The organism is Paenibacillus sp. RC73, from assembly GCF_044908085.1.
In the GTDB taxonomy this organism is placed as follows: Bacteria; Bacillota; Bacilli; order Paenibacillales; family Paenibacillaceae; genus Paenibacillus; species Paenibacillus terrae_A.
This window is the reverse complement of sequence record NZ_JBIYCV010000022.1, coordinates 1-17704: the sequence shown is the minus strand read 5'-3', so window position 1 is coordinate 17704 and position 17704 is coordinate 1. Positions and strand designations below refer to the sequence as shown.

Annotated in this window: 8 protein-coding genes and 1 pseudogene; 7 read left to right on the top strand and 2 right to left on the bottom strand. The window is 44.1% G+C overall.

Features of this window, described 5'->3' with window-relative positions:
* The first annotated feature begins 2 nt into the window (after positions 1-2).
* The 6 genes from ABH897_RS26905 to ABH897_RS26880 all read left to right on the top strand — a co-directional run bounded on the left by ABH897_RS26905 (position 3) and on the right by ABH897_RS26880 (position 15327).
* A complete protein-coding gene (locus ABH897_RS26905) occupies positions 3-9650 on the top strand; it encodes an amino acid adenylation domain-containing protein (RefSeq protein WP_404592935.1) in 9648 nt (3215 codons plus the stop codon).
* 101 nt (positions 9651-9751) lie between these two features.
* Positions 9752-10486, top strand: a complete 735-nt coding sequence (locus ABH897_RS26900; RefSeq protein WP_283653423.1) for a response regulator transcription factor — start codon at positions 9752-9754, stop codon at positions 10484-10486.
* Positions 10483-11559 (top strand): sensor histidine kinase, encoded by a 1077-nt coding sequence (locus ABH897_RS26895; protein ID WP_283653422.1) that lies wholly within the window; start codon positions 10483-10485, stop codon positions 11557-11559. Before ABH897_RS26900 ends, ABH897_RS26895 begins: the two co-directional genes overlap by 4 nt.
* 139 nt (positions 11560-11698) lie before the next feature.
* Positions 11699-12475 (top strand): ABC transporter ATP-binding protein, encoded by a 777-nt coding sequence (locus ABH897_RS26890; protein ID WP_137060489.1) that lies wholly within the window; start codon positions 11699-11701, stop codon positions 12473-12475.
* The gene (locus tag ABH897_RS26885; protein ID WP_283653421.1) at positions 12450-13805 is read left to right on the top strand and encodes an FtsX-like permease family protein; all 1356 of its coding nucleotides are present in this window, start codon (positions 12450-12452) and stop codon (positions 13803-13805) included. Before ABH897_RS26890 ends, ABH897_RS26885 begins: the two co-directional genes overlap by 26 nt.
* Positions 13806-13839: 34 nt before the next feature.
* Complete coding sequence (locus ABH897_RS26880) at positions 13840-15327, top strand: serine hydrolase domain-containing protein (protein ID WP_283653420.1); 1488 nt, start codon at positions 13840-13842, stop codon at positions 15325-15327.
* Between the two features lie 607 nt (positions 15328-15934).
* Here ABH897_RS26880 and ABH897_RS27580 read toward each other — a convergent pair.
* Together ABH897_RS27580 and ABH897_RS26865 are read right to left on the bottom strand one after the other, a co-directional pair.
* Positions 15935-16513, bottom strand: coding sequence for an IS630 family transposase (locus tag ABH897_RS27580; RefSeq protein ID WP_483874962.1), 579 nt, complete (start codon positions 16511-16513; stop codon positions 15935-15937).
* A gap of 70 nt (positions 16514-16583) precedes the next feature.
* The gene (locus ABH897_RS26865; RefSeq protein ID WP_283656332.1) at positions 16584-16967 is read right to left on the bottom strand and encodes a winged helix-turn-helix transcriptional regulator; all 384 of its coding nucleotides are present in this window, start codon (positions 16965-16967) and stop codon (positions 16584-16586) included.
* Between the two features lie 149 nt (positions 16968-17116).
* On the opposite strand from ABH897_RS26865, the pseudogene ABH897_RS26860 reads away from it, so the two are divergent.
* Positions 17117-17608: pseudogene (locus ABH897_RS26860) on the top strand (NAD(P)H-binding protein); the annotation flags it as partial.
* Positions 17609-17704 lie beyond the last annotated feature (96 nt).

Below are 17704 nucleotides of genomic sequence, written 5' to 3'. Positions count from 1 at the left end.
CGATGACAGCGGAAAGAGTGCGCTTTTGCGTGCTTTTTCCGTTCATTCTGTGCCAATTGAAGATTTGTGCTACCTGCTCGCAGCTTGATGTCATGTACACACAATGGGAGGTATATAAATTGTCTATTTTCAAGGAACATGAACTGTATTGGGAACAAATGCTCAGTCCCGAGGATCGGATGAACATGTTACCATATTCCAGTCTGAATTCAAAAGAAGCTGACGCTGGCTCTATTCCCCGTTTGCATCACATGTCTTTTTTGTTATCCGCGCAAGTTTCTGAGCGTATCCTGTCTATGTCCAAGGGTACTCCTATGGCTATTTATTTAATTTTGCTGGCTGGCGTGGAGTGCCTGATATATAAATATACCGGGGAAGAGCAGATCATTGTAGGCATGCCGGCTTTACAGCAACAAGCTACTACAGAGCTTCCAATGAACGAATGCCTTCCTGTCAAAACGAGGCTGAGCCGATCCAGTACGTTTAGATCCGCTTTTTCCGGGCTTAAAAAGACGGTAACAGAAGCGCTTGAGCATCAAAATCTTCCATTTCGAAAAATGGTGAAAAATCTGAGCCTCACATATACACCGGATCATACTCCTGTTTTTCATACCGTTGTTTCCTTACGCCATCTTCATGTGGAGTCATGTGACGAACGGATTTCTTCTGATGCATGGTTTCAGTTTGAGCATGTAGAGAATAGCATTCAATTAACATTGTCCTGTAACGCGGATTTGTACGATCCCGCGTATATGAATCAGCTCGTACAGCATTTGGAGCACATACTGTCTCTTATTTTATTTGAGCCGGATTTGCACTACGGCAGTGCGGGATTGTTGTCCTCCAGTGAAGCGGAACAATGGTTAGCATTATTTAATAACACTGCTATCGAATATCCTGAGGGAAAAACGATACACCAACTGTTCCGAGAACAAGCAGAGCGCACACCGTACCATCTAGCCATTGTCATGGAAAGTGTACAGATTACATATCGTGAGTTACATGAACGCTCTAACCGTCTGGCGCGCACTCTAAAGTCCAGAGGAGTTGGAAAAGAACAATTCATCGCTCTGATTACAGACCGTTCTATTGAGATGGTTGTAGGTATTTTAGGTATCCTGAAGGCAGGAGGCGCGTATGTTCCTATTGATCCTGCATACCCGGAGCAGCGCGTGAAGTATATGTTGACTGATTCGGCAGCAGACATGGTTTTAATTCAAAAGCATGTTTCCGTCCCGTCAGACTACAGCGGAGAAGTTGTTTATCTCGATGAATTAGCTGCATATGATGAAAATACTGCTGATCTGGATGATACAGGTAATACGCATTTGGCCTATTTAATTTATACCTCAGGCACAACTGGCACTCCTAAGGGAGTGATGATTGAGCACCATAGCATCACCAATACCCTGCAATGGAAAGCACAGTCGTATGCATTCACGGAAGAACATCGTGTTTTGATGATGAGCAACTTTGTGTTTGACTCCTTTATTACACATCTGTTCGGTCCGCTTATTTCAGGGTCTACCATCTATTTGCTTGATGGACAGCAGAGTGCAGATGCTTTTGCAATTAAGGAGGCGGTTGGACGCTGGAAAATCACTCATTTGCAGAGCACTCCGCAATTTTTGTACCGTATTTTGGACATGATGGATGTCCGGGACGTATCTTCATTAAAAAATGTAGTAGTCGGTGGTGAAAATATCACCCCAGCGCTTATCCGTCATTTAACTGGACTTAACGAGCAGATCGAGATTTGCAATGAGTACGGGCCAACTGAAAATAGCGTCATCACTACTATGCGGAGAATGGGTGCTACAGACCAAGTCATTTCCATCGGGAAACCTATTGCCAATACTACAGTTTATATTTTAAATAGGGAGAATCAGCTTCAACCTGTCTATGCTCCAGGCGAACTGTGTATTAAAGGGCCGGGTCTTTCAAGAGGTTACCTCCATTTACCGAAGGAAACAGCGGAGAGATTTACGGAGGACCCTTTTGTTCCTGACGGCCGTATATACAGAACAGGTGATTTGGCACGCTGGCTACCTGACGGCAGCATTGAGTACCTTGGACGAATAGACGACCAGGTCAAAATCCGCGGTTATCGGGTCGAACCAGGCGAGATCGAAGAAGCTCTATTAAGCATGCCCTTTATTCGGGAAGCCGTGGTAGTTACACACGTAAATGGGGAAGGTATTCCTCATTTGTGTGCTTATGTTGCAGGCAGTGGAGAATTCCGTACGTCAGATATCCGGAGCGCCCTGTCGGAGAAAATCCCGGAATATATGATTCCTGCTTTTATTGTGAAGCTGGAGCAGATGCCTCTGACACCTAACGGAAAAGTGGATCGTAAAGCGCTCCCTGCTCCCGAAGAACAAATTCAGCGTGGAAACGAGGACTATATGGCTCCTCGGACCGCTGTAGAGGAGACGCTTGTTACGATTTGGCAAGCCGTGCTTGGCGTATCTCCCGTCGGCATCCAGCATCATTTTTTGGATCTCGGCGGTGATTCTATTAAAGCGATACAAGTATCCTCCCGGTTATACCAGGCTGGCTACAAAGTAGATGTAAAGGATTTATTCAAATATACAACCATTGAATTGTTAAGCCCACATGTCCAAAAGGTTAGCCAGACAGCAGACCAAGGAGAAATCAGCGGACCTGTCATGTCTACACCTATTCAGAGATGGTTTCTGGAGCGCCAGACCGAAGACTCTCATCATTTCAATCAATCCTTTATGCTGTATAGAAAAGATGCTTTTCAGGAAGAAGCACTGCATGCAACGTTAAAAGAATTAGTAATACACCACGATGCACTGCGGATTGTTTTTCATGAAGCCGACCCCGGCTATGAGGCCTGGAACCGTGCGGTTGGAGATGGAGAGCTTTACGGTCTGGACGTATTTGACTTTCGTGAACATACCGATGCAGGTGAGGCTGTTGAGCGAGCGTCCAGCCGGATTCAGTCCAGTTTTCAGTTAAATAAGGGGCCTCTTGTCAAAGCGGGATTGTTCCGCTGTATGGATGGCGATCATTTACTAATCACCATTCATCATCTAGTCGTGGATGGCGTCTCTTGGCGTATTTTGCTGGAAGATTTACAGAAGGCTTACGAGCAGGCCGTGAAAGGAGAACGTATTCAGCTTCCACTCAAAACCGACTCTTTCCAGCTATGGTCAAAGCAACTGCAAGAGTATGCGAACAGTCCCGAAATAGAGAAAGAACGTAATTACTGGAGGGACATCAGTACAATTCCGGTATTACCGCTGCCAACAGATTTGGATAGGGGAGTTTCCAGAGTGATGGACAGTGAGGCGGTTGCTGTGCGTTGGACTGCAACCGAAACCGGACAATTGCTAAAATACGCTCATAAAGCGTACTCGACGGAAATAAACGATTTGCTGCTGACAGCACTCGGGATAGCGATTAATAAGTGGAAAGGATTGGGGAAGGTTGCTGTTCATTTGGAAGGGCATGGCCGTGAGTCGATGATTCCCGGTCTGGATATTACACGCACGGTAGGGTGGTTTACGAGTCAATACCCTGTGGTGCTTCAAATAGATGCAGGCGATGAACTATCCAGACAAATCAAACAGACCAAAGAAATGCTGCGGCAAATGACGAACAAGGGCATGGGTTATGGCTTGCTCCGTTATTTAGCTGCTTCGAATACACATGACATTTGCGAAATCCGACCCGATATCAGCTTCAACTATCTTGGACAGTTTGACCAAGACATGGAGAACAGCAGCATCCAACTGTCGCCTTATTCCAGTGGACCGGATATGAGCTCCCTTCAGGAAAGACCTTACACCCTGGACATCAATGGAATGATTACAGGAGGAGTATTGTCGATGGGGATTGGGTTCAGTAGAAAAGACTACAGGAAAGAAACAATGGAGCAGCTCGCTGAATTGATGCATGACAGCTTGCTGGACATTATTACCCATTGCACACAGAAAGCGACATCTCCTGAGCTTACGCCAAGCGATATTATGTTGACCGGGATCACAATGGCTGAGCTGGAGCAACTGACCCGAGATACGGCAGAAACAGGTACAATTGAAAATATATATCCGTTGACCGCTATGCAAAAGGGGATGCTTTTTCACAGCTTGGCTGCTCCTGATTCGGGCTCATATTTTGAGCAAATTACGTTTGATATGCAGGGTGAGCTAGATGTGCGTGTTTTCAGGGAAAGTCTTCGTCAAATCATAGACAGGTACGACATCCTGAGGACCAACTTTTATTTTGGCTGGAGGGATACCCCGCTGCAAGTGGTGTACCGTGAGAAAGAACCGGCCCTTCATGTTGCAGATATTCGGTATATGACGAACGAGGATGCCAAACAGTGGACGGAAATGTATGCAGCCAATGATAAAAAGCGCGGTATGGATCTTGCATCCGATGCACTCATGCGGATTTCCGTATTTCAAAAAGATGACACCATTTACCACGTTGTCTGGAGCTTCCACCATGTACTTATGGACGGATGGTGCGCACCGATTTTGTTTAACGAATTGCTTGAAATATATTATGCCAAGCTTCATCATACTCAACTTGAATTGCCTCCAACAGCTCCTTACAGTGAATATATTACTTGGCTGGAAAGACAAGATCGTGCCAAGGCTTCCCTGTACTGGAAGCAATATTTGGAATATTATGAAGGACAGGCCATACTTCCAGGGGCAGATACAAGTATACATCAAGAATACGAGCTTGCCGAAACCGCAATCGAATTGAGCACAGCACTGACTAACAGTCTGAAACAGCTGGCTAAAGAAAATCATGTAACCCTGAATACACTTCTGCAAACGGTCTGGGGGATTGTGCTGCACAAATATAATGGGGCCCGAGATACTGTATTTGGTAGCGTTGTTTCGGGCAGACCAGCTGAAATCCCCGGCATTGAACGAATGATCGGCTTGTTTATTAATACGATTCCGGTTCGTATTCGCTGGGAGGAAGGAGAGGTTTTCACTCAGCTGCTGCAACGCAATCAGCAGCAGGCTGTGGCATCAGGAGCCTTTGATACGTATCCGCTTTATGAAATTCAATCCCAGCTGGTGCAGAAACAACTTATTACTCATATTATGATCTTTGAAAATTATCCTGTAGAACAACAACTTGAAGACAGCGGCTTGCCAAGCGCGGGTCGTCTTGACATTCTTCACGCTGAAGTTCAGGAGCAAACGAACTATAATTTTAATATCATTGTAGTTCCGGGTGAGAAAATCAGCATCCGCTTCAACTATAATGCGCGTGTCTTTCTTGCGGAAAATGTGAAGCGCATAGGTGAGCATGTGCATCATCTCTTGCAACAGATTGTGGGCAAGCCGGATAGCAAGCTGGCAGAATTGCAGCTTTTGACCGTGGAGGAGACAAGGCAGACACTGGAACAGTGCTATCAGGCAGCCGGGCCTGAATGTACCGAGAAAACGATTCATCAGCTATTTGAGGAACAAGCAGAGCGTTACCCTGATCATATTGCACTAGTGCATGGCGATGTTCAGTTAACGTACCGTGAGCTGAATGAACAGGCAGACAGACTTGCCCAAAAGCTCATTGCTTACGGAGTCGAGCCTGAGCGAATCGTCTGTCTGATGGCTGATCGCAGCCCTGACATGATCATCGGCATGATAGCAATTCTCAAGGCGGGTGGAGCCTACATGCCAGTAGATCCGACGTATCCGCAGGAGCGAATCCGTTATATGTTAGAGGACTCAGGCGTCGATATTTTGCTGCTGCAAAGCCATTTGCAGGAAAAGGTAGCCGCGTTCTTTAGCGGTACGTTCATCGTTTTTAATGATGAAACCTGCCCTCTAAATGATCAGAAGGAGAAATTATCCAGGCAAACAAAACCACGGCTGGCCCATTCGGACTCGCTGGCCTGCGTCATTTATACTTCAGGCACAACAGGCAAGCCCAAAGGAATATTGACAACTCATCGTAACATTATCCGAGTGGTGTATGAGAGTAATTATATTACAATTGAACCAGAAGATCGGATATTACAGTTGTCCAACTATGCATTTGACGGCTCCACCTTTGACATTTATTCAGCTTTGCTTAATGGAGCTGGCTTGGTGCTGATTTCAAAAGAAGCATTGCTGGATATGGATAAGCTGACGAAACATATGGCTGCGCATAATGTCAGCGTTATGTTTGTTACAACCGCTTTATTTAACGTTATGTTTGATGCATATCCGGACCGCTTAGTTTCACTCCGTAAAATTCTTTTCGGGGGAGAGCGTGTGTCTGTAGATCATGTTAGGAAAGCATTGAGTTACCTTGGACCAGACAGGCTTATCCATGTCTATGGGCCGACAGAAAGTACAGTCTTTGCAACCGCCTATCACGTCAATGATATCACAGAACACAAAGCAATCATTCCTATTGGATATCCGGTAAGTCATACGAGCACTTACATTGTGAATGAAGCAGGACAGCTTCAGCCACCGGGTGTACCAGGCGAATTATGGGTGGGTGGAAGCGGACTTGCCCGCGGGTACCTCAACCGGCCGGAACTGACTTCCGAAAAATTTATTCCCAATCCTTTCTCCCATGGAGAGAGAGTCTATCGAACCGGAGATTGGGTAAAATGGCTCCCGGACGGTGCGATTGAATATCTGGGCAGAATAGATCATCAAGTTAAAATAAGAGGTCACCGCGTGGAGCTTGGAGAGATTGAAACTCGACTCTTAAGTATTGAGCAGATTCAGGAAACCATTGTCATTGCCAGAGAACAGGAAGGCGGGACCAAGCAGCTGTGTGCTTACTACACAGGTAGTTCTACCCTGACACCGGAACGTGTAAGAACGATATTGAAACAGGACATGCCTGCGTATATGATTCCGGCCTTTATCATTAAGCTTCCAGCCATGCCACTGACTTTGAATGGAAAAATTGACCGTAATGCACTCCCTGCTCCTGAAAATAGTGTGAAAACACCTGGAAATGGATATGCAGCACCACGAACGGAAATAGAGAGCTTGTTGGTTGAAATCTGGCAGCAGATTCTGGGAGTGCCACAGGTAGGTATCCATGATGATTTTTTTGATCTGGGAGGGGATTCGATTCAATCGATTCAGGTATCTTCCAGACTGTCTCAGGCCGGATTCCAGCTGGAAATGAGACATTGGTATACGAGTCAGACGATTGCAGAGTTAAGCGTACATGTGGAGCAAGTGAATGATAAGGTAGATCAAGGTCCAGTGAGCGGCACGGTTCGATTAACCCCCATTCAGCGGTGGTTTCTGGAGAGCCCGGATAGTGTAAATCCTCATCATTTTAATCAATCCATGCTCTTTGCCGGGGTTGATCGTCTGGATCTGGAAGCCATTCATCGGGTCATGCGGCGTATAGCGGAACATCATGATGGACTGCGGACCGTATTCCGCCGGAGCGGTGAACAATACATTCCTTATATTCGGCAAGTCGATGAAGGAGAGCTCTATACGCTGGAAGTCAGGGATTGTATCCAGTTAACCAATCCAGCTACTGCTATTGAGGAAGCGTCCAACCGGGTACAAAGCAGCATTCAATTGGACATTGGCCCATTAGTTAAGCTGGTTCTGTTCCGTTGTAATCCTAGCGACCATTTGCTGATTGTAGTCCACCATCTTGTTATGGACATGGTATCCTGGAGGATTTTACTGGAGGACATTACATCAGGGTATGAGCAAGCGGTCAACGGGCAAGTCATAACTTTCCCTCCCAAAACTGCATCCTTCCAAAACTGGGCGGAGGCGCTCCATGCTTATGCATACCAGCCGCAGTTGCAGCACGAGCGTGCGTATTGGCAGGAGGTTGCGTCCCAGGGAAGTCAGCCGATTCCTAAGGATTACACGGAGCAGACTTCCCTTGTCAAAGACACAGTGACCATCACTATAGAGTGGTCGAACGAAGAAACGCGGCAACTGCTTACACAGGTTCATCAAGCATATGATACAGACATTCAAGATTTGCTGCTCGCTGCATGGAGCCAGGCACTGTACCAATGGAAAAATCTTTATCAGACGATAATACATTTGGAAGGTCATGGCAGGGAGGCAATCATTCCCGGAATTGATATCACACGCACAGTTGGCTGGTTTACGAGCCAATATCCGGTCAGACTCGTGGCAGATGCGAACGATGATATCTCACAGCATATATTGAAAACAAAGGATCATTTACGCCAGATTCCGAATAAGGGTATCGGCTTTGGAATACTGCGCTATATATCCGATTGGACGCAAGAGTTCAAAGACGCCATACAGCCGGAAGTCAGTTTTAATTATCTTGGACAGTTTGACCAGGAGCTGCAGTACAGTGCGATTGGTATTTCACCATATTCCAAAGGAAATGATGTAAGTGAGATGCAACAAAGACGCTATGTACTGGATATTGTCGGCAGTATCACCTCCGGCAAGCTCACACTGGCTATCAGTTATAGCACAAAACAGTTCCAGAATGTATCCATTCAACGGCTTGGAGACCTTATGAAGGACAATCTGCGAACGATCATTAAGCACTGTGTTCGTCAAGGTGATAACCTTCGTATACCTTCTTCTGAGGATATAAAGTATACAGGCTATATGGAAAAACCAAACGAATTTGCTGACAGATTGCTTCATTCTCCTTGGATGGATGGTGTGACAGGAGCTGTTTTGGTTTTGGTTCAAGATAACAAAATTGTTGTGAATCAGGGGTGCGGTTATACCGATCTGACACGTTCTACTAAGGTAGATCCGGCTACTACGCTGATGAGGGTCGGCTCCATCAATAAAATATTTACATCGGTTGTTATCCGGCAATTGGCAGAGCAGGGGAAATTAGATATAAATGCAAAGGTCCGTTCTCTCATCGAGGACATTGACATTCCTGGACCGTTTAACGAGTCGTTAACTTTGAAGCATCTACTGAATTATGAATCCGGTTTGGATCATCCGGATTCGGGGATGGATGACCTGATCAGGGGTGAAGTCCCTTTGACTATGACATTGAAGCAGTTTATCCATAAGTATATGCCTGCCGTTGTTCATATTCCTGGGGAACAATATCAATATAGCAACTTTGCTTACATTATTCTGGGGTACATCATTGAACAAATTACAGGCATGTCATGCGGGCAATATGCCCATAGCCACATCCTTCAGCCGCTCGGGATGAACAGCAGTAGTTTCACATTGCCAGCAGAATGGTCAAATAGATTAGCGAAAGGTTACCATCCTGACCAGCAGCTTGTTCCGGCTTACCTGTATAGCCCAATAGACACGGCCACAGGAAGTATGGTGTCCACTGGGGACGATATGGCCCGTTTCATGCTTGCGATGCTGGGGGAGGGGGCTTATGGTGGTAGTCGTATCTTAAGCCGAGAGTCGGCTCAAGCTTTAATGTCCGTAAAACCGGACATTGAAGCAGGCAAGCCTTACGGACGAAACGGATTCGAGATGAACATCCATCCAGAATACGGAAGCGAACGTATTTTGGTTAAGAGCGGCAACTTTCCCGGCTTTAGTGCGTTGATGTGGCTGCTTCCGGACCAGAAGACCGGAGCCTTCCTGATGTGCAATCAAAGTATAGTAAATAAATTTGAACTGTTCGAAGCATTTGCAAATTATTTTTGTTCGTCTGCTAGTAATAGAAAGAAATTATATGTGTAGTGATAAATAACGGGATTTAATGGGTATAACATTCATTTTAGCCGCCATCCTATGGCGGCCTTTTTGTACGAAAGAGAAAGCATTGAAAAGGAGGAAAAGCTTTGTACCGAATTTTTATCGTAGAGGATGACGACAAAATCAGTCGTATTTTACAGAAGAATATGGAAAAGTATGGATTTGAGTCTGTTTGTGCAGAGCATTTCCGGGAGCTCTTGCCGGAGTTGGAGGCTTTTGCTCCACATCTTGTATTACTGGATATTAACCTGCCCTATTACGATGGTTATTACTGGTGTCGTCAAATTCGTTCCCGTTCCAGTATTCCTATTATATTCATATCGGCGAGAGCTGGAGAAATGGATCAGGTTATGGCCATCGAACATGGTGGTGACGATTATATTACTAAGCCAATCCACCTGGACCTGTTGATGGCAAAGGTGAAAAGTGTATTTCGGCGGGTCTATGGGGAATATGCGATTGGCGGCCAAGTACATCTTGCACAGCAAGGGGCACCGCAACCTGACTGGAATGTGAACGGTCTTCAGCTTTACAGCAGCCGTAATGAGCTGGTATGGGGGGAGAGACGGATGCAACTGACCAAAAATGAACAATTGCTTTCGGAATGTTTTCTCCAACATTCGGGTCAGGTTGTTACCCGTGAGCAATTGCTTGAAGCGTTATGGGATGATGTACAGTTTGTTGACGACAACACTTTGACGGTAAATGTGACACGATTACGGAAAAAGCTAGAGGAGTTGGGCCTGCCCAAAGCCATTGAAACGGTTCGCGGACAAGGGTACAAGCTGGATGTAGCTGCTGAAATGCGGGAGGAATTATGAGGAAAGGGCCTAAAATTAATTTTATTCGGGACCGTTTCATATATATCGGTCTGTATTTGATTGTTATTGCATTGGGAGTAGGCTTTATGCTACTGGAAAAGGCACATCAGCCTGGGCGTGATGACATGGGTTCAATTCCTTATTTTATTATTTTATCTTCATTTTTGCTGATCAGCTGCTTAATATTTGATTACATACGCCAACGTCGTTACTATGCGCAGCTGCGAGGTGCTCTTGAACGCTCTGATGAATTGCAGGCGACAATCATCGTTCAATCCTCGATTACCAGTGAACAACGGATGATTACATTCCTGCTGGAACAACAATACAACGCTTATATGAACGAGCTTCACAATTACCGTCGTCAGCAAGAGATGCACAATCATTTTGTCATGCAATGGGTGCATCAGATGAAAACACCATTATCCGTAATCGACTTGCTAGCTCAAGAGATGATACGGCAAAAATACTCGAAACCAGTGGACATGAAGCAGCTCTCGCTGAGTGTCCAAGAGGAAACCGAGCGTATGACCAGCGGACTGGAAATGATGCTGTATACAGCCCGCCTGAACAAGTTTGAAATCGATTTGCATCTTCGTACCACGGCTCTCCACGAGTTAATCCGCTCGGTGATAAACGCACACAAGCGTCTTTGTATAAGGAATTCCATTTTTCCCAGTATTGATGGTGAAATGTGGATTGAGACGGATGAGAAGTGGATGACTTTCGTGCTAAACCAGTTTGTCAGCAACGCGATTAAGTACAGTAAAAGTAAATCAGGGAACAAGACGCTCAAGTTTTGGCTTAAAGATAATGGAATGGGGGGAGGAATCCTTAGGGTCACAGATGAAGGGATTGGTATAGCAGACTACGATCTTCCCAGAATTTTTGACGCTTTTTTCACCGGCGAGAACGGACGGATGGCGGGTGAGTCAACGGGCATGGGTTTGTATTTGGCTAAAGAGGTATGTACCCGGCTTGGACATGGTTTGTCAGTTACGTCTGTGTTAGGCAAAGGGACAACGTTCACGATCACTTTTGAGAACAGTGGAATTCATATGATTCACAATTAGATTACTGAGCAAAGTGACAATAATGTAAGGTAGCTTTATGCAAATTGTAAGAGAAATCGATGGGGCCACACGTGAGTGTACAGCTATACTAAAGCTACAAATGACATTTAATATTTTTTTAAAGCGGGAGGATAACTGAATGAGTGTACTACGTGCTGAAGGGCTTGGGAAAACCTATAGTTCTAAAGGAAATATAGCTTATAAAGCACTGGAAGATATTAATTTGCATATTGAATCCGGAGAATTCGTCGGCGTTATGGGACCCTCAGGCAGCGGAAAGACAACTCTGCTCAATCTACTGGCTACGATAGACAGTCCTACGTCAGGACAAATTGAAATTGGAGGTATTAATCCGAATCGACTGAGTGACCGGAAATTGGCTTTATTCCGTCGCCGCAAGCTCGGTTTTGTCTTTCAGGATTTTAACCTTTTGGATACTTTGTCTTTAAAGGAAAATATTATTTTGCCCTTGGTGCTGGACGGCACTTCTACGCAACTTATTGAACAGCGTCTCAAGCCACTCGCGGAATGGCTGCAAATCGACAGTATTTTGTCCAAACGTACACATGAAGTGTCTGGTGGTCAAAAGCAAAGAGCAGCCATTGCACGGGCCTTCATTCATGAGCCCTCACTGGTGTTGGCTGATGAATTGACAGGTAATCTGGATTCTAAAGCAGCCAAAGACGTCATGGATGCTCTCAAAGATATGAACGAGCGATTGCACGCTACAGTACTTATGGTTACACATGATCCTTTTTCTGCAAGCTATTGCCAGCGAATTGTCTTTATTAAAGACGGAAGGCTGTTTTCCGAAATACGCCGCGGTGCGAACCGTCAGGCTTTCTTTCAACAAATTTTGGATGCGCTCAGCGTCTTGGGAGGGAATTTTGATGACGTTCCGTTCGCTCGCATTTAGTGGCATTCGGGGAAACTGGCGCTCTTACAGTGCATTTTTTATGAGCAGTGTATTTTCTGTTATGATTTTTTACATTTACGCTTCATTTCTTGCTCATCCCGACGTCGTCAACGGTCATATTATTGCAGCAGATAAGGTAAGGCAGGGCATGATTTTTTGTGAGTATATTATCGTTGGTTTTTCCTTCCTGTTTGTGTTGTATGCCAACTCAGCCTATCTGAAAACAAGAAAGCAGGAGTTTGGTCTTTATTCGCTGTTCGGAATGACACGTATGCAACTTCGCAAAATGGTCATTTATGAAAATATGATGATTTCCGTTTTGGCCATCGGGTGCGGAATCGTACTTGGTATGCTGTTCAGCAAACTATTTTTTATGGCTCTCGCTGCGTTGCTCGATATGAAGGAGCCGATTAAGTTCGCTGTACCTTTGGAGGCGGTGTGGTTCACAGTTGGGGGATTTCTAATTTTATTCACTATAACATCTTTGAGCACAGTGTTCAGAATAGGAAGAACCGAGATTGTTGATTTATTCAAAGCCTCACGCCGCTCTACGGGCGAACTGATCTATTCTCCGTGGCTGGTGGCGCTCTCAATTGTTTGCCTGGCAACTGGATATGGTATCGCTATGACGTTCAACGGATCCAATTTTTATTTGTTGGATGCTCAAGCATTCATCTTGATGACACTGCTAATTTTGATTCCTGTCACATTAGGAACGTATTTATTTTTTTCCCAGTTTAGTGTTTTGCTGCTTAGCTTTATTCGAAAACGCCATCAGATTTATTATCATCGAACGAATATGGTCATTGTTGCACAGCTTGGTTACAAGATCAAAGACAATGCACGGATGCTGTTTATGGTGTCAATTCTCAGTGCAGTCATTTTAACGGCTTCCGGTGCTTTCTACATTCTGGTCAAATCCGTTCAATATGAATATTTAAAGGAAATCGCTTCACTGACTATGTTTATCGGTATGTTTATCAGTCTACTGTTTTTTATCGCCTCAGGAAGTATGATTTACTTCAAGCTTTTCACAGAACTTCAGGAAGATCAGGCTCAATTCAGAGCATTGTTGCGTATCGGAATGACAGAGCAGGAAATTCGTAAAATCGTGGTGACACAATTAGCGATTATCTTTTTTGTCCCTTGTATTGTGGGTATTTTTCATGCTCTGTTCGCTATGAAAGCTTTAGAAAACATTTTGACATACTCCAATTGGAGTTATTCCTTTGTTGTTATTGGTGTATACCTTATTATGCAAACCATCTATTTTCTGCTTACCTGCCACGATTACATGAAAAGTATGATGCAAGGAGCTACATTGCAGTAGCATGATCATAAAATTAAACAGTAAGGACGTTACCATGAAAACTTTGGTGCTTTTACACTTGTGGAAAGCTGTAATTATAATTCCATTTACGATTGTCTGCTTGCTTATTCCGCTTTCGGTACATGCTCAACCTGCAGAGGACAGTGTGGATACCGCTCAGATTGATCAATTTGTGAATTCGGCGATGAATGAATTAAATATTCCAGGGGCTTCACTCGCAATCGTCAAAGAGGGTCGCATTGTTTATATGGAAGGATATGGGGTATCAGGGCCGGATAGCTCTCCGGTGACGCCGCAGACACCTTTCGTCCTCGGTTCAACGAGCAAATCCATTACAGCCATGGCTGTAATACAGCTAGTAGAAAAGGGTAAAATTCGACTTGATGACCCAGTTCAATATTATTTGCCATGGTTTCGCGTAGCAGATCTAGAAGCTTCCAGAAAGATTACAATCCGGGAACTGCTAAATCAAACCAGTGGATTGTCTACTTATGCAGGGGAGAGTACATTAACAACGGGCGATGAATCCATCGAGCAGCATATCCGGAGTCTAAAGCATGTCCAGTTGACCGCGCCGGTGGGTTCTGTATTTCAATACTCGAATTTGAACTATAACATTTTGAGCGGTGTCATTCAGGCTGCTTCCGGTCAATCGTATACGGAATATGTACAACAACACATTTTCAAGCCGCTCCATATGAAACATAGCTATACTTCGCCTGACGAAGCCCAAAAAGACGGACTGGCAACCGGGTATCAGCCTGTATTTGGTTTTATGCTCCCGACAAAGCAGCTTAATCATGAAGGTACTGTAGCCTCAGGGTATTTAATCTCTAGTGCCGAAGATATGGCACATTATTTGACGGCACAGATGAATGAAGGGCAGAATGGGAATCCCCCCGTTTTGTCGGTAAAAGGCATTAGAACTTTACACAAACCCGTTGCTTATATGGGTGGAGGAAGCTATTATGCTATGGGCTGGGTCGTGGATAAGAATGGTATTTCTCATAATGGCGCTACCGAAAATACGTACTCAAAAATGATAATTAATGAAAACTATGGAGTCATCCTGCTTGTCAATTCACTGGATTATTTGGACTTACAATCGTATGACAAGATCATGACCGGCATCAACGCCATATTGAATGGAGGAGAAACACCTCAAATTGGGATGTCAGACTTAGAGAGAACTATTTTTTTGCTTGTAAATTGGGTATGTCTTACAATTCTCGCCATTCTTGCTCAGTCTGTATTCGGTTTGTTTAATTGGAAAACCCGTTCCCGAACGACTTTAGGGCGTTTGCTTCACATTGTAAGTATCCTTTTCTTCCATGTGCTGATTCCATTTCTGTTATTAATGACACTCCCCAAATTGCTGGTTCCTTGGCCTGTTATTAAACTGTTCTTACCTGGTCTGGGACATGTCATTTACTTTATTCTTATTTTATTGTTAGGTGTCGGTGTTGTAAAAACGGCACTTGTGATGCGAACTATTCTAAAGAAAAAACATCATTTAGTATAATGGAAGCCCTCAATGAAGAATCCAGCATGAGCTCAATCTTACCAGCTTGGAGAGAAGGTTGACATCACAATTGAAATGTGGCTGACGGCTTGGCATACAAAACTGCCCAGCAAACGTTATTTGTAGGCGTAGGGCACAACAGTTATATTGAAATACATTATTAAAAATGATTTAAATTAGGTCATCAGGCTAATTGATGGCCTTTTTACATAAGTTACTGACCAAAACTTAGATAAAAAAGAAATGGATTCACACCGTCTGGAAACACTTCTTCCTGAATTTTCGTCTGAAGTTAAAACCGGAGATATTATAGTAGTCGGAAAAAATTTTTGGATACGGTTCTTCAAGGGGAATGGCCGTAACAGCGATTAGCGTGCATGAAGTGGAATGTATCATTACAAAGCGAGGGTATCCCTGAAAGCTGTGATGAAGGTAAATCGGTTGCTCAAGTCACCTGAGAACTTGGAATTTCCGTGAACACGTAGTATCGTTGGATTGTCGAAACCTAATAAGGGAAAACAAGTTTTCCCCGGTAGCGGTCGAGGAGTATTGAGTTGGTAAAGGGCTATGTTGTAAAAAAGTGCAGCTATATAAACCGCAATTAAGATTAAAACCTAATCAACAGGCGATCAATCGTTTCCATCGGTTGCTTATTGATTCGCTTCATAAACTGGCTGACGTGAAGCTTAAACTTATAAAACTTCTCAAAAAAGACGTTGTTGACCACATCGGATTTGAGCCACAACCATAATCCTTCGACCGGATTCAGGTTTGGACTGTAAGGCGGCAGAAAGACGAGTTGCAAACGTGGATGCTCCTTTAAAAAAGGCTGCAACCCCGTGGCATGATGAATCCGGCTGTTGTCCAGAATCATAGCCATCTTCCCGATAGGGTACGCCGACAGAAGATCTTGCAGGAAGCGAATAAAGGCCTCCACATCAGCCTTTTCTTCTTCACGGTGATGCACCTGTCCGGTTTCGTAGTGGATCGCTCCAAACAACTTGGCACCTGCTTCTTGAGTTGTGCGAAGGTATGCTTGCGAAAATAAGCCCGCGCCTCCTCGGCATTGGCCAGCGTATAGGTTGCTTTGGTGAAGCTGAAGTTCATCCGTTTGAGCATCGCGCTGATTCCGCGCACACTCATAGTGACGTGAAACTCTTGCTTGATCCACTCCGCTACGACTCATGAAAATAAACTAACAGTAATAAGTAGCATTACTTAGTGGATACTTAACAGGGCTTTACATCACACTACAACTAATCATTTTGTGAGAAATAGTTGTGTTCCTCTATTTTTTTCTTCATAAATTCTTTTCCCCACTCTTTCATAGTATCCAGTACCGTAATAAATCTTATTCCCTGCTCTGTTAGCGAGTACTCTACTTTAGGAGGAACCTCTTTATACACTTCGCGGTGTACCATACCATCCTCCTCCAGTTCTCTCAATTGTCTTGTTAATATTCCTTTTGATATTCCCGTTAACAACTTTTGAAGCTCGCTAAATCTTCTTGTTCGCTGGCTTAGGTGCCATAAAATAATAATTTTCCATCTTCCGGCGATTACGTTTTGTGTAAGTGTCAAATGACACAATACTTCTTGATCTTCAGGAGGCGGTTCTCCTTGGAAATTAAAACGAGCTATCGTAATTTCCCCTCTCATTTCATAACGGTATTATTTTTGTGACTAAGTCATTAAATTGTGCCTACTTCTATTATGCTGACTATGATTATATTATATACCCAAGCAACACGAATGATAATTAACAAGACAAATTACACGGAGGAAAATCCATGAAAATTCTAGTTACAGGTGCAACGGGAAATTTAGGATCTAAAGTTGTGGAATCCTTAATAGAAACTGTACCAGCAAACAATATAGTGGTTAGTATTCGAAATGCAGAAAAGGCAGAATGGTTCCAATCTCGTGGAATTGAGGTTCGATACGGGGATTTTGATAAGCCCGAGACATTAAAATCTGCATTTGCAGGAATTGATCGCCTCCTCATTATTTCTACCTTTGGTGATCACGAAACAATCATGAGACAACATACCAATGCTATAGAGGGGGCTCAACGTGCTCAAGTTAAATTTATCGTCTATACCAGTGTAAGCAAAGCAAGTGAAAGTGACTTTTTCTTAGCCATACCACACTACGCTAGAGAAGAAGTTATATTGAAAACAGGTATCCCCTACTCATTTTTGCGAAATAATTGGTATTTTGAAAATGAAGTTGGAAGTATTCAAGGTGCTATGGCAGGAGCACCTTGGGTCACATCTGCTGGAAAAGTGGATCAGATACACTAAGTTGGACAGAAAAAATAAGGGCTTGTAGAATAAACCTATCATGTTAAGGAGCGAATCTCTACAATGCCAAAACAA

Bases quoted from the DNA above. Each gene is read 5' to 3' on its own strand.
- ABH897_RS26895 (WP_283653422.1), top strand. From the start codon at position 10,483: ATGAGGAAAGGGCCTAAAATTAATTTTATTCGGGACCGTTTCATATAT.
- ABH897_RS26880 (WP_283653420.1), top strand. From the start codon at position 13,840: ATGAAAACTTTGGTGCTTTTACACTTGTGGAAAGCTGTAATTATAATT.
- ABH897_RS26890 (WP_137060489.1), top strand. From the start codon at position 11,699: ATGAGTGTACTACGTGCTGAAGGGCTTGGGAAAACCTATAGTTCTAAA.
- ABH897_RS26905 (WP_404592935.1), top strand. From the start codon at position 3: ATGACAGCGGAAAGAGTGCGCTTTTGCGTGCTTTTTCCGTTCATTCTG.
- ABH897_RS27580 (WP_483874962.1), bottom strand. From the start codon at position 16,513: ATGAGTCGTAGCGGAGTGGATCAAGCAAGAGTTTCACGTCACTATGAG.
- ABH897_RS26885 (WP_283653421.1), top strand. From the start codon at position 12,450: ATGACGTTCCGTTCGCTCGCATTTAGTGGCATTCGGGGAAACTGGCGC.